Source organism: Janthinobacterium sp. BJB301 (genome assembly GCF_002735685.1).
GTDB lineage: Bacteria > Pseudomonadota > Gammaproteobacteria > Burkholderiales > Burkholderiaceae_D > Janthinobacterium > Janthinobacterium lividum.
The window spans coordinates 542,368-556,275 of sequence record NZ_PDZJ01000003.1; the positions used below are offsets into that span (position 1 = coordinate 542,368).

Here is a 13,908-nt window from a genome sequence, read left to right on the forward strand (position 1 = left end):
CTCAGGCGGCCGGGCAGGCGGCGTTGCCGTTGTCAAAAGCGCGCACCACGCTCGCCGTTTCGGCGGCGATACGGTTCACGGCGCGGCGGTGACCGAGCACCAGTTCATCGTAGCCGGCGCCCACCTTCTCATTGGCTATCGTGCGGCAAGTGACCACCTTGCTGCTGGCCAGCTGGCGCACGCTCCACACGGCATCGATCAGCGCATACTGGCCCATCACCGACTCGAAACGCTGCACATTGGTGCTGATACGGTACACGGGCAGGTTGTCCGGATGCGGCGTGCGGAACACATCGATGGCGCCCAGGTCGTTCGTCACGGCCGTCGACAGGGCCTGGCCGATCTCGCCGGCCAGCGGCCCGGCCCAGCGCTGCTGCTCCAGCAGTTCGATGCGCCCCGATGGCCCCGTCACGACAAACTGGTTGCGGCTCACCTGCTGCGGCACGCTGACGGCCAGCACCTCGACATAGTATTTGACGGGTTTGGCCGGCTGCGCGTCGGCGCCGCCGCTGAGCGTATAGAAATGCTCGGGCTGGGGCGTGGAACAGGCGCCCAGCAGGCTGGCCGCCAGCAGCGCGGAAAAAATCGGTTTCATCATTTTTTTTCATCTCCTTTTTTACCGCGGATCAGGGACTCGGGATGACGTTCCAGGTAATCCGACAGCGCGTTCAGCGATTGCAGGGTTTGCGTCAGCTGCTGCAAGGCCTGGCGCACGTCCGACTGCAGTGGCGAATCCTTTTGCAGCACCTGTTCGGCGGTGCCGAAGGTCTGTTTCGCCGCCGTCAGGGTATCGCGCATTTCCGGCACCACCTGGCCATCGAGCTGCCTGAACAGGGTATTGGCCTGCTTGATGGTGGCGTTCAGGTTATTGCCGATCTCCGCATAAGGGACCTGATCGAGCTTGCGGGCAATGCTGGCGATCTGCGTCTGCAGTTCATCGAGGGTATTGGGCACGGTCGGCACTTCCAGCGGATACTTGTTCGGATCGAGCGCCACCTTCGGCGCTTTCGGGAAGAAGTCCAGCGCGATGTACAGCTGGCTGGTGAGCAGGTTGCCCGTGCGTAGCTGGGCGCGCAAGCCACGGCTGACCATGCGTTCGAGCAGCTGGTGGCCGGCCGAGCCTTCCTCATCGTCGACGGCGGCCTTGAAGCGCATGCCCAGGCGGGCCGGGTACAGATTGACGGTGACCGGCATGCGGAAGTTCTTCTTCACGGGATCGAACTCAATGCCGACCGAACGCACCTCGCCCAATACGATGCCGCGGAAATCCACCGTGGCGCCAGGCTGCAAGCCGCGCAGCGACTGGTCGAAATAGAACACGGTGGTAATGGCCTGGCCATCGGGCTCGCGCATGGCGCTGGCCTCGTCGGCCGCCAAGCGGAAATTGGTATTGGCCGGCGCCGGCTCCTCGGGCTTGCGGCCATTTTCCGCCTCGAAGGCGATGCCGCCCACCAGCATGGCGGCCAGCGACTGCGTGTTCAACTTGAAGCCGTTGGAATCCAAGCGCACATCGACGCCGCTGGCATGCCACCAGCGCGCATTCTTGCCGACGAACTGGTCGTATGGCGCGTTCACGAAGACCGACATGGTAATGCCGTTGCCATCCTTGTCCAGCGCAAAGCTGACCACCTTGCCCACGCGCAGGCGGTGGAAGAACAGGGGCGAACCCACGTCGACGGAACCGAGACTTTCCGCGTGCAGGGTGTACAGCTTGCCCTTCTGGTCACCGGCCACGGCGGGCGGACTCTCCATGCCGATGAAATTCTCCTTTTTGGCTTCCGACTTGCCCGTGTCGACGCCGATGTAGGCGCCCGACAGCAAGGTACCCAGGCCCGTCACGCCGCTGGCGCCGATCTGCGGGCGCACCACCCAGAAGCGCGAATCGGCGGTGGCGAAACGGCGCGCCTCCTTGCTCATGTCGATCGTCACGAGGACATTGCTCAAGTCGTCGCCCAGGGTGATGGCGCGCACCTGGCCGATATCGACATCCTTGTATTTGACCTTGGTCTTGCCCGGCTCCAGGCCTTCGGCGCTCTTGAAGCTGACCGTCACCGTGGGCCCCTGGTCAAGGATGGACTTGGCGGCCAGGCCGGCGCCTATCAGGGCGGCCAGCAGCGGAATGAGCCATACCAGCGACGGCAGCCAGCGGCTGCCCTGTTCCACATCGGGTTCCGGCAATGGACGGCCACCCGTTTCGGCAAGGCCGCCCGCTTCTTTGTCAGACATGCTGTTCTCCAATCACTGTATTGTTTCCGGTATTTGCCACCACCACGGGCTCTTCCTCGCCAGGCACCTGTCCGTCGACGGGGTCCCAGATCAGGCGCGGGTCGAACTGCATCGCCGCCAGCATGGTCAGCACCACCACGGCGCCAAAGGCCAGCGCGCCGGGTCCGGCCGTGATCACGGCCAGCGACTTGAAGCGCACCAGCGCCACCGTCAGGGTGACGACAAAGATGTCGAGCATGGACCAGCGGCCGATGAATTCGACCATGCGATACAAAATGGTGCGCTGGCGCGGGCGCCAGCGCGAACGCCGCTGCGCGGTGAACGCCAGCAGCGCCAGCACGCCCAGCTTGAGCATGGGCACGACCACGCTGGCGATGAAAATGATGATGGCCAGGCCTTTCGAGCCGCTGGTCCAGAACAGCACCACGCCGCTCATGATGGTATCGTTTTGTGCGCCAAACAGGGAATACGTCACCATCACGGGCAGCAGGTTGGCGGGAATGTAGAGGATCATGGCGGCGATCAGCAAGGCCCAGGTGCGGTTGATGCTGTCCGGTTTGCGCACGTGCAGGGCCGTGCCACAGCGCACGCACGCCATGTGCTTGCCCTCGCCCAGGGGCGGCGCCACCAGGCCGCAGGCATGGCAGGGCACGACCTTCTCGCCGGGCGCGAAGGCCTTGTAGCGGATGCCGGGCAGCGCTTGCCGGGTCAGGTCGTCGCCCAGGTTCCACAGGGCCTTGGGGTCGAACGAGACGACGATGGCCAGCATCAGGGTCAGCGCGCCAAACGCGAACAGCCCCGGTTGCGGCAGCACCGTGGCCAGGCTGGTCATCTTGACGACGGTGATCAGGATGCCGATCATCAGCACCTCCGTCATGCCCCATTCGCGCGCCGTCTGCACGGCGCGTAGCACGCGGTTAAAACCGGGCACCTTGACGCCGCCGCGCAAGCCCAGCGCCACATACAGCAGCGAACCGAGTTCGATGGCGGGAAAGAGTATGGTAAACAGGAAGACCATCGTCGCCACGATATGCATCTGCTCGGACCACAGCACGCGGATGGAACCGAGCAAGGTGGCGCTGGACGTCAGGCCATTGACGTCGAGTTCGACGATGGGAAAAAACTGGGCGATCAGGAAGACAAAGGCGGCGCCCAGGGTCAGCGCCACCACCTTGCTCAATTCCGCCGATGCGCCGCGCGCATGCGAGCCGCGGTACAGCACCGAGCGGCAACGGATGCAGCGCGCCTTTTCGCGGGGACGCAGCGGACGTTTGCGGTACAGCACGCCGCAGTCATGACAGCTAATCAGGTCGTATCGGTGCACAGGTTCACGATGAGCAGTTGAGTCCCCTGCATCATACGTCAAAGCAACCTTCTACCGCAGGCAAAAGAAGACAGACGAGCAGCCTCAGGCGATAGTCGCCACTGTTGGCGCCGGCTTGCTCACTTTGCCAAAAAGCAGTTTGGCGGCGATTTTATTTTTTGCCAGCAAGACACCAGTCGCGCAGCAAATACATGTGACCAGCAAGCCGATACTGAACCCCACCAGAGTGGCAAGCGGCGCAAACGCCACCGGCTCAAAATAGCGCACCGAAATTTTAGTGACACCGATAAAAGCATACTGGCCGATGATATAAATATACAATGAATTTTTACCAAAGATAATAAACCCTTGGATGATCCTCTCACCAAGCTTCAAGTAGGCTACATAAAACACACACAATGCGAATACAGAGGCTATTGCACCGGCAATATAACGCAGCGCAATATTTTGAAAGTTTCCAGAACTCAACTCCATTCCTGTAACATAAATATAAGTCTGATTATTCCACAAGAAGAAACAAATTAACGTAAGAACACCTGAAACAGGAAAAATTACATTTTTATATGGCATCAATTTTTCAACATACGAGCCAGCGGCCAGATAATAGCCCGCCAAGAAAAAAGGACATGTATATTTAATTAACGGCAAAATACCCCAGTCCGGAATGAACAGGCTGAAAAAAAACAGGATCAACGATATCCAGAACGAATAGCGGCCAAAGACATTGGCAATCGTCACCAATACGAGACTAGCGAACAACGCCCATAGAAACCAAAGGCTCTGCAGTATGCTGAGAAGCAAGGAGAGAGGAAAATCCTGGTCAATCTTTTTTTTAAAAACAAGGGTAAGCGCAACCCGAAATAAAATCTCCCATATGGCAATAGGAACCAGTAAGGAAAATATTTTCGATTTAATGAATTCCAAAGGCGGTGTGCGGAGTACACCATTACGGCTCACATAACCGCTAATAGCGATAAACAACGGCATGTGAAACATGTAGATTGCTTTAAAGGTAGGGTCTTGGAAGAATCCCTCTTCCTGATATGCTGCACATTGCACCGCATGTCCGATCGACACCAGAAAAATCAACATCCCCTTGCAAAAGTCTACGCAATTACTTCTCAGCATGAATAAACTCCGGCGTTATGATTTTTTTGGATAAATTCCGGCACCCGAAACAAGTTTTTGCATAAAGTATGTGGGCACAGGACAGTGGCAGACACTCAATGTCATTCAACGTCGCGATCCGCGTATGTTACAGACCACGTTACTTTTGCGGATTTTCACTCAGACGCAGCGGGCGCTTTCGGTACAACAGCCACATTCATGACAAATGATCAGCTTGTTTCAGAACACAGTGTGAAGTTTACCGGTACACAGTGCGTGCCTATTCCATATCAGTGCCAGCCATCATATTACAAAGCCCCCCTTGCGCCACTGCAAGGTTAACGTTCGAGCAACAGTGCCTCTACGGCACGGCCAATTTGCAGCACTCTTTCATCCGCGCCGGCCAGGCCGCAAATGCTCAGCCCCACGGGCAGCTCGCCCTCGGCATGGCATGGCAGCGACAGCGCGCAGCCATCGAGGAAGTTGATCACGCTGGCGTTGCGCAGCACCAGGCCATTCGTGGCAAAGAAGGTGGCGTCATCCGCTTCCAGGGGCGCAACCTGCGGCGCCAGAATCGCCACGCTGGGCATCAGCCAGGCATCGAATGGCGCCAGGCGCCGCCGGGCGACGGCGATCAGGCGCGCGCGCGCATCGAGCAAATCGATGTAATCGGCCGCGCCCTGCTGCTGGCCGCGTCGGATGCGCGCCGCCACGCGCTGGTCGTATTGTGCGCCTTTTTCCGCGAGCAGCGCGCGGTGCCAATGCCAGGCTTCCGCCGCCACCAGGCCGCCGCCGCCATTGATCTCCGGCAGTTCCAGCAACTCGGGGAAATCGAACTGTTCCACCAGGGCGCCGGCTTGCCGCAGCTTGTCCAGCGCGGCGTCGAAAGCCCGCTGCACCTGCGGCTCCACGTGCGTACCGACATAGTCAAGGGTAAAGCCGAAGCGCAAGCCTTTCAGTGCTGGCGCCTGCGCACCGATGTCATCGCCCGACAGCGCCGCGTACAGAATGGCGCAGCAATCGACGCTGCGGGCAATGGGCCCTGCGGAGTCGAGAGAGCACGACAAAGGCACCGTCCCTGCCAGCGACACGGAAGCGGCCGTCGGCTTGAAACCCGTCAAACCGCAAAAGGCGGACGGGATGCGGATCGAGCCACCCGTGTCCGTGCCCAGCGCGCCGGCCGCCATCGCCAAAGCCACCGTGACGGCGCCGCCCGAAGTGGAGCCGCCCGCCACACGTTCATGGTCCAGCGGATTGCGCGGCGTGCCGTAATGGGGATTCAAGCCCAGGCCGGAAAACGCGAATTCGCTCATGTTGGTGCGGCCCAGCAGGACGGCGCCAGCCGCGCGCAGGCGCGCCACGGCGCCCGCATCGGCCACGGCGGACGGGGCGTCGGCCAGCGCCAGCGAAGCGGCGCTGCTGGTTTGCCCCTCGACGTCGAACAGGTCCTTGATCGAGATGGGCACGCCGGCCAGGGGCGAGGCAACGATACCGGCCGCGCGCGCCGCGTCGCTGGCCCGCGCCTCGGCCAGGGCCTGTTCGCCATCGAGGCTGACATACGCATGGCCGCCCTGCACCCGGTGCGCCTCGGCGCGCGCCAGCATGCGCTGCGTCAGTTCCACGCTGGTGATGCGTCCGGCGGCCAGGTCGGCCGCCAGTTCGCGGATAGTCTTGGTCAACTGGGTCATTCTCTTATCCTTCCACGGGCAGGGTTTGCACGGCATAGCGGTGCTGCAGGCGGCGCTGCAAGGCTGGATCATACAGCTCCAGTTCGAAGGCGTCGCCGTGGCCCATTTCACCGATGATGGGCTGCGTTCCGCAGAACATGGCGCTGCCCACTGGCAGGGTCGCTTGCCCCGTGTAGCGCAAAATCAAATCTTCCGGCGACAGCATGCGCGTCACGGGACCATCCTGGTACAGGGCCGGCACACCGGCGCGCTCGCGCCAGGAGCGCATCTGCAACTGGCCCCAGTGGCCGGCCACGTCGGCATAGCGCCACAAGGTATCGCCCACGGGCTTGCCGCACATCTGCTTCGACACCGTCACGCCATAGCTTTCCACCTTGCGGTCCGTATGGTCGGAACCGATCCCCACCAGCAGACCGTATTCCGTGGAGAACAGCACGAATTCCGCCTCGCCGGACGAATCGCTGCCCGGCACTTCGATGGCGGCGTCGCTCGAGAGCAGCGCTGCCGAAACCCGGTAAAACGTCGGCACGCTTTTCGGGCGCGCCACGCCGATGGCTTCAAGTTCGGCGATATGGTGTTCCACCATCGCCATGTCGCGGCCCGTCCAGCCGGCGATGATCAACTGATCGATATCGAAGGTGACGGGGCCGTGGCCGGCCAGTTGAAAACTCAATGTCGTCATGATTTTATTCCTCAAGGGGGCCGCGGCCCGTTTCGCGTGCAGCAAAAACGGCGGCGCCGGTGATCAGCAAGGCGGCCGCCACATACAGCGAGACGGCCATGCTGCTGTTATACGAGCGATACAGGCTGGCGATGACGAGCGGGGCGAAGCCGCCGCCGATGACGCCGGCCAGGGTGTAGGCCAGCGAGGACCCCGCATAGCGCACCTTGGTCGGGAATTGCTCGATGACGAAGGCGGCCTGCGGGCCGTACATGATGGCGTGGATGACCAGGCCCACGACGACAGCCGTGACGATGGCAGCCGGGCTGGCAGTATCGAGCAAGGTAAAGAAGACAAACGCCCACACAAGACCCAGGCTCGCGCCCAGCGCATACACGGGACGGCGGCCGATCTTGTCCGACAGCGCGCCAAACACGGGCACCGCCAGCGCATTGCAAGCCGTGCCGATCATGATGGCGGTCAGTGCCAGCGTCGACGACAGGTGCAGCACGGTCGTCACATACGTGAGGGTGAACACCACCACCAGCGCATACAGCACGTCCGAACCGATGCGCACGCCGCCGGCGATCAGCAGACGGCGCCAGTAGATGCGCAGCACGTCGCCGATCGGCGCTTCCGCCTTCGCATCCTGCTGGTCGAGTTCCTTGAACAGCGGGGTTTCCTCGATGCCGCTGCGTATCCACATGCCGAAGGCCACCAGCAGCAGGCTGGCGATGAACGGCATGCGCCAGCCCCAGTCCATGAACGCTTCATGCGGCAGCAGGTAGGTGATCAGGCCGATGCAACCGGTCGCCAGCAAAGTGCCGAACGACGGTCCCACCTGCGTCCACGACGCGTTGCGGCCCCGCTTGTCCGCTGCCCCGTGTTCGACGGAGATCAGCACGGCGCCCGCCCATTCGCCACCCAAAGCGATGCCCTGCACGAAGCGCAGCGCCACCAGCAGGATGGGGCTCCAGATGCCGGCCGTCGCGTAAGTCGGCAAGAGGCCCATCAGGCCCGTCGTCACGCCCATCAGCATCAGGGTCACCACCAGCACCCAGCGGCGTCCCAGCTTGTCGCCCAGGTGGCCGAAGATCACGCCGCCGATCGGGCGCGAGATATAGCCGACGGCATACGTGGAAAAGGCCAGGATGGTGCCCGTCAGCGGATCGAACGAGGGAAAGAACAGGTGATTGAAGATCAGCGCGGCCATGGTGTTGTAGACGGTGAAGTCATACCATTCCAGGGTCGTGCCGACCATGCTGGCCGTGGCCAGGCGGCCCGTTTTCGGCTTGTCGCCCGGTGCCTGGGCCGCCGGATGCGCAGCGTTTGCCGTTGTATATGTGCTCATTGCCTACCTCTCTCGTCAGTTTTATTGCAGGCCCGGCGCAGGATGCTTTGCCCTGCGCCGTGGCCCGTGTCTCGTGTTATCAGTGCCGGCAAGATGCGCGCGGCCGTGTCAGGCAGGGTGCAGGTCGGCCTCGCGCAGTTGCCAGGACAGTTGCAGGATGGCTGCCTGCTCCCCGTCCAGGCCCAGTGCCGCGCTGGCGGCATCGGCCGCCGCCACGGCGGCGCTTTCGGAGGACGCGTCGATCAGGAAGATCGGATCGAGCACGCGGCCCTCCTTCTGCTCCGCCGGCAGGGGGCCGGACAGATTCGCGTCAGGCGTGAGCAAGCGCGTGGCAATGACGCCATCGATCTGCAAAAGCTGTGCGCCCAGCGCTGCCATGCCGGCCACGGCTGCGGCATCCTGGCCGATGGCGGACGCGCCCAGGCGCAGCACGGCCAGCCAGGCGCCCGTGCCCATGCCCGTTTCCGCCTCGATGGCGCAGACGCGGCGCATCGGATCGAGCATGCGCTGCAGATTCGTCACCGACCATGGCGTCTGCTGGCCGAATGCCTTGAAATAGTCGGGGGTCTGGAAGGCGCCCAGCGAATCGGTGCGGTACAGGCCCAGGTATTTGCGCGAACCGCGCACGCTCTGGTAGCGCGTGCCGCTGACGAAGCCGGGAATGCGCACGCGCTCTTCCACGTGCTCGCGGTCGTACCAGCGGTTGAAATCGAGCTCGTGTTCCGGGTCGGCGCTGGTCCAGACAAACAGGATGCCTGGCAAGGTGTGGGACGTCGTCATGATGGTTCCGTTCTGCGTGATGGATGGTGTGCCAACCCAGAATAGGTGGCGCGCCGTCACTTGGCAAACGGGTTATTCTGAACGCGACTGATAAGTTTTTCTTGTGGGTGGAGCCAACAATGCTGTCGGATTACGCGCCTGGGCGCTCATCCGACCTACGCGACTCACCTCGACCACGGCATCGTAGGTCGGCTTAGCGCCAGCGTAGGCCGACATCACCCTGCGCCATATTCCTCACCCAGCGCCAAAGTGAACCTGGCCGCCTCCTCGCACGCCAGCATGGCCACCAGCTGGATCGCTTCCGTCGTGATGTCTTCGCTGTAGCTGATGACGATGCGCTGCGGCGCCAGGCTGCTGGTGCAGGGAATCAGGGCGATGTGGCCCTGTTCGATTTCCTCGCGCAGGGGCGCCAGCGGCAGCACGGCGATGCCGAAGCCCGCTTTGACCAGGCGCACGATGGCGGAGATCGAACTGACGCAGTGGACCCTTCCCAGCTGCACGCCCTCGTCCTGGCATAGCGCCTTCAAGGCGGAATGCGGCTGCGAACCGCGGTTCATGGTGATGATGGGGTGCTGTGCCAGTTGCGCCACCGTGAATGGCGCGCCCGTATCGGGCCAGTCGGCGGCCCTGCCGGCCCAGCCCATGGCGATGGCGCCGCTGCCCGTGCTGCGGATATGGTCGCCCGTCAGCATGTCCGTCTGCAGCGCGATATCGAGTTCGCCCTGCTGCAGCTGTTCGTGCAGGCGGCGCGTCGATTCCGAGGTCAATTGAATCTCGATGCCCGGATAGCGCTCCTGCACGCGCTGCAGGAACGGGATCAGCCACGTATGCACGATGGTTTCGATGACGCCGATGCGCACTTCGCCCGTGATCTGCGCGGGCGAGGAATTGGCCGCATACATGTCGCGGCACAGTTCCAGCATGCGTTCGGCATACACGAGCAAGTTGCGCCCGGCAAAGGTCAGGCGGATTTCACGCGCGTCGCGGTCGAACAGGCGCGTGCCGAAATCCTGCTCCAGCGAAGCGATGCGGTTGGAGATGGCCGCCTGCGTGATATGCAGCTTGTCGGCGGCCGTGCGAAAACTGCCCAGCCGCGCTGCCCAGACAAACGCTTCGAGAAAACGGGTATTCAATTTGGCTCTTCAATCAATGGGGGCACTTCTTCACAGAATGTGTGGTCGCCCCATTGTAAGCCAAAGCGCGCTGCCTTATTTCTGGCCCAGGAAGTCCAGCAGGGTCAGGGCGACGATCTTGCTGGCCTTGCGCAAATCATCGAGCGCCAGGCGCTCGTCAGCCTTCTTCGCGTTCGATTCGGGCACCGTGCGCGGCCCGGCGCCATACAGCACGGCGGGGATGCCCCGCTCGCCATACAGGCGCGCGTCCGCATACAGGGGCGTGCCGACGGCGGGAATCGTCTCGCCGAGGATGGCTTGCGCATTCTTTTGCAGGCTGCCGACCAGTTGTTCGGAACCGGGCAAGGGCCGCAGCGCGTGCGACAGCAGCAGGCGGCGGATCTCGATGCGGATGCCAGGCTCGCCCCGCACGGCGTCTTCGATCAGCGCGCGCACCTGCGCTTCCACCGCCACAGGATCTTCTTCGGGAATCATGCGGCGGTCCATCTTCATGACGACCTTGCCCGGCACCACGTTGGTATTCGTGCCGCCGTCGATGCGCCCCACCAGCATGGTGGGCGAGTCGATGCCGGCCACTTTGGATTTGATCTTTTTCAGCTCCGGCAACTGGCCGTAGATGGCGTTGAGTATCTTGTTGGCCGCCTGCAGCGCGTCATGGCCCGTCTCCGGCATGGAACCATGGCCAGCCTTGCCGTGCACGGTGATTTCCAGCTGCAGGCAGGCGTTGTGCGCCGTGACGATGCCGTAGCTGAAACCGGCGGCGATGACGAAATCGGGCTTCGTCAGTTGCTGTTCCAGCAGCCAGCCGGGCCCCAGCAAGCCGCCGAATTCCTCGTCATACGTGAAGTGCAGCTCGAGCTGGCCTTTGAGTGGAATGCCCAGCGCTTCGAGCGCGCGGGCGGCAAATACATAAGTGGCGAAATCGCCTTTCGAGACGGCCGTCGCGCGGCCATACATATAGCCGCCGTCGATCTGGCCGCCATAAGGCGGATACGTCCAGTTGTCGCCGGGCGGCACCACGTCGCCATGCGCATTCAGGGCCACGGTCGGCCCGCCTGCGGCATACGGCCGGCGCACGATCAAATTGGTGATGCTTTGCATGCCGTACGCTTCCACCTGATCGTTTGGGACGGCATGCTTTTCCGCCTGCCAGCCATACGCCTGCAGCAGTTGCGCCACCAGATCCGCATGGGGCGCGTTGTTGCCGGGCGGCGTATCCGTCGGCTGCTGCACCACCTTCTGTAAAAATGCGACTTCTTCGTCGAAGTGATCATCGATCCAGGCCGTGATTTTTTCTGCGTGCGTTGTCATTTTGCTCCTTGCATGGTCTGTTGCAGCCAGGCGCCCAGTTCGCTGCGCTCGGCCTCCGTCATATTGGTCAGGTTCCCGATCGGCATGGCCTTCAATTCGATGGCCTGCTTGTAGATTTGCGCCGCGTGCTGGCGGATTTCAGTTTCATTATCCAGCATCATGCCGGCCGGCGCCGTGGCGAAACCCGGTTGCGTGGGCTGGGCCGAATGACAGGTGGCGCAGCGCTGGGCGATGATGGCATGCACGCTCTTGAATTGCGCGGCCGGATCCACCGCCGGCGCGGCCGCCACGGCCACGGGCGCTTTCGGCGCGATGGCGATAGCTACGGCCAGCAGCAGGGCCACGCCGATGGCCGGATAGCGCCATTCCACTCTTCCCTTGTGGCGCAGGTTGAAAAAGTGGCGGATGAAGACGCCGGCCGCCATGATCAGCGCCAGCACCAGCCACGCGTGGTCGTTCCGGTAGGTCATCGCATAATGGTTGCTGATCATGATGAACAGCACCGGCAAGGTAAAATAATTATTATGCACGCTGCGCTGCTTGGCTTTCAGGCCGTGCTTGGGATCGGGCAGCTTGCCGGCGGCCATGGCCTCGACCATCTTGCGCTGGCCGGGAATGATCAGCATCAGCACATTGGCCACCATGATGGTGCCGATCATGGCGCCCACGTGGATATAGGCGGCGCGTCCGCTGAGCAAATGCGTGAGCACGTAGGCGGCGCCGACGATCAGCGCGAACACGGTCACGCCGAACCACAGTTCATATTGCGCTAATGTTGACCTGCACAGCAAATCGTACACGGTCCAGCCGATGACGAGGGTGGCGATGCCGATACCGACTGCCTGCCCGCTGGAGATGTCCGCCACGGATTTGTCGATCATCATGGCCTGGGCATTGAAATAATACGCAATGGTCAGCAGCGCGAAACCGGACAGCCAGGTCGAATACGCTTCCCATTTGAACCAGTGCAGTTCCTTCGGCAGTTCGGCGGGCGCCACCAGGTATTTTTGCGGGTTGTAGAAGCCGCCGCCATGCACGGCCCACAGTTCTCCCGACACGCCCTTCTTCGCCAGCTCTGAGCCGGGCGCGGGCGGGCGGATCGAGTTGTCGAGCCAGACGAAATAGAAGGAAGCACCGATCCAGGCGATGCCCGTGATGACGTGCAGCCAGCGGACGATCAGGTTCAGCCACTCAAGGCCGTACGGGATCAGGTAGGCAAATACTTCCATAAATTTCCTCTAGTCAGACCGAACCAATATTCGTGCCAATCTACACAAGATAAACGGATTTACCGCCCACCACATGAAAAATATCGTATATTTGACATATTCAAATCGATATACAACAGAGGCGCCGCCACATGTCCAGCCTGCCGCAACACCTCGACCTGCACCTGATCCGCATCCTCTACCTGCTGCTGGTGGAAAAGAATGTCTCGCGCGTGGCGCTGAAACTCAATCAGCCGCAGCCATCGATTTCCGCCTCCTTGCGCAAGCTGCGCGAATTGACGGGCGACCCGCTGCTCGTGCGCGGTGCGCGCGGCATGGTGCCGACCCAGCATGGCGAAAGCCTGCTCAACCCGGCCAAGCGCATCCTCGACCAGACGGAGAGCCTGTTCGTCAAGAAGACGCCGTTCGTGGCGCAGGAAGAGGCACGCACCTTCCATATCGCCGCGCCCGATTACCTGGACAGCCAGTTCCTGCCCAACGTGGTGGCCCTGCTGCGCCGCGGCTCGCCAAAAAGCCGCGTCGTGCTGCATAGCCTGGGGCCGGGCATCGACCATATCCGCCAACTCTCCGACGGGGGCCTGGACCTGGTCATCGCCAACTGGGACGAGCCGCCCGCGCATCTGCACATTTCGAAGCTGTTCGAAGACCCCATTATCTGCGCCATGCATGCGGAAAACGCCTATGCGCGGCGCACGGCCAGCGACGCCATGACCCTCGACGACTATTTGAGCCTGCCCCACGTGGCGCCCTCGCAGATGATGCCCGGCTATCACGGCGTGATCGATTCCTTCCTCGAGCGGCAAAACCTGCAGCGCAACGTGGTTGTGGAATCGGCGTATTTCGGCCTGATCCCCTACATGCTGACGCAGACGGACCTGGTACTCACCACGGGCCGGCAATTCATGCGCTTCTATGAAAAGACGCTGCCGCTGAAAACGTATACCGTGCCGCTGAAATTCCCGCCGATGCGCTTTTACCAGCTGTGGCACCAGCGCGTACACCAGGCGCCCGAGCACAAATGGCTGCGCGACCAGGTCAGCGCGGCCGCCAAGGCGCTGGTGCAGCGATAGCCGCTATCAGCACGCGCATATAATGGAC

12 protein-coding genes are annotated in these 13,908 nt (G+C 62.1%); 1 reads left to right on the top strand and 11 read right to left on the bottom strand.

The window, feature by feature from the left end:
• Position 1: 1 nt before the first annotated feature.
• The 11 genes from CSQ91_RS21755 to CSQ91_RS21805 form a co-directional block, all read right to left on the bottom strand.
• A complete protein-coding gene (locus CSQ91_RS21755) occupies positions 2-598 on the bottom strand; it encodes a PqiC family protein (protein ID WP_257217438.1) in 597 nt (198 codons plus the stop codon).
• Positions 595-2,226, bottom strand: a complete 1,632-nt coding sequence (locus CSQ91_RS21760; protein WP_034782421.1) for a PqiB family protein — start codon at positions 2,224-2,226, stop codon at positions 595-597. The genes CSQ91_RS21755 and CSQ91_RS21760 overlap by 4 nt, the downstream gene beginning before the upstream one ends.
• Positions 2,219-3,511: a paraquat-inducible protein A gene (locus CSQ91_RS21765; protein WP_373630538.1), complete on the bottom strand. Its 1,293-nt coding sequence runs from the start codon at positions 3,509-3,511 to the stop codon at positions 2,219-2,221. Before CSQ91_RS21765 ends, CSQ91_RS21760 begins: the two co-directional genes overlap by 8 nt.
• A gap of 123 nt (positions 3,512-3,634) precedes the next feature.
• Positions 3,635-4,678, bottom strand: coding sequence for an acyltransferase family protein (locus tag CSQ91_RS21770; RefSeq protein ID WP_099389581.1), 1,044 nt, complete (start codon positions 4,676-4,678; stop codon positions 3,635-3,637).
• 317 nt (positions 4,679-4,995) lie between these two features.
• Positions 4,996-6,345 (bottom strand): amidase, encoded by a 1,350-nt coding sequence (locus CSQ91_RS21775; protein ID WP_099389582.1) that lies wholly within the window; start codon positions 6,343-6,345, stop codon positions 4,996-4,998.
• Positions 6,346-6,349: 4 nt separating this feature from the next.
• On the bottom strand, positions 6,350-7,027 hold the full coding sequence (locus CSQ91_RS21780) for a DUF2848 domain-containing protein (RefSeq protein WP_099389583.1): 678 nt from the start codon (positions 7,025-7,027) through the stop codon (positions 6,350-6,352).
• 4 nt (positions 7,028-7,031) lie between these two features.
• On the bottom strand, positions 7,032-8,357 hold the full coding sequence (locus CSQ91_RS21785; RefSeq protein WP_034782417.1) for an MFS transporter: 1,326 nt from the start codon (positions 8,355-8,357) through the stop codon (positions 7,032-7,034).
• Between the two features lie 108 nt (positions 8,358-8,465).
• Positions 8,466-9,137 carry a DUF4286 family protein gene (locus CSQ91_RS21790; protein WP_099389584.1) on the bottom strand — a complete coding sequence of 224 codons (672 nt, stop codon included), beginning with the start codon at positions 9,135-9,137 and terminating at the stop codon, positions 8,466-8,468.
• A gap of 215 nt (positions 9,138-9,352) precedes the next feature.
• Positions 9,353-10,270 carry a LysR family transcriptional regulator gene (locus tag CSQ91_RS21795; protein WP_034782414.1) on the bottom strand — a complete coding sequence of 306 codons (918 nt, stop codon included), beginning with the start codon at positions 10,268-10,270 and terminating at the stop codon, positions 9,353-9,355.
• Between the two features lie 75 nt (positions 10,271-10,345).
• On the bottom strand, positions 10,346-11,581 hold the full coding sequence (locus CSQ91_RS21800; RefSeq protein WP_070280907.1) for a M20/M25/M40 family metallo-hydrolase: 1,236 nt from the start codon (positions 11,579-11,581) through the stop codon (positions 10,346-10,348).
• Positions 11,578-12,810, bottom strand: a complete 1,233-nt coding sequence (locus CSQ91_RS21805) for a urate hydroxylase PuuD (RefSeq protein ID WP_070260122.1) — start codon at positions 12,808-12,810, stop codon at positions 11,578-11,580. The genes CSQ91_RS21800 and CSQ91_RS21805 overlap by 4 nt, the downstream gene beginning before the upstream one ends.
• Before the next feature lie 131 nt (positions 12,811-12,941).
• Here CSQ91_RS21805 and CSQ91_RS21810 point away from each other — a divergent pair, with 131 nt between their 5' ends.
• On the top strand, positions 12,942-13,880 hold the full coding sequence (locus CSQ91_RS21810; protein ID WP_034754583.1) for a LysR family transcriptional regulator: 939 nt from the start codon (positions 12,942-12,944) through the stop codon (positions 13,878-13,880).
• The last annotated feature ends 28 nt before the right edge of the window (positions 13,881-13,908 follow it).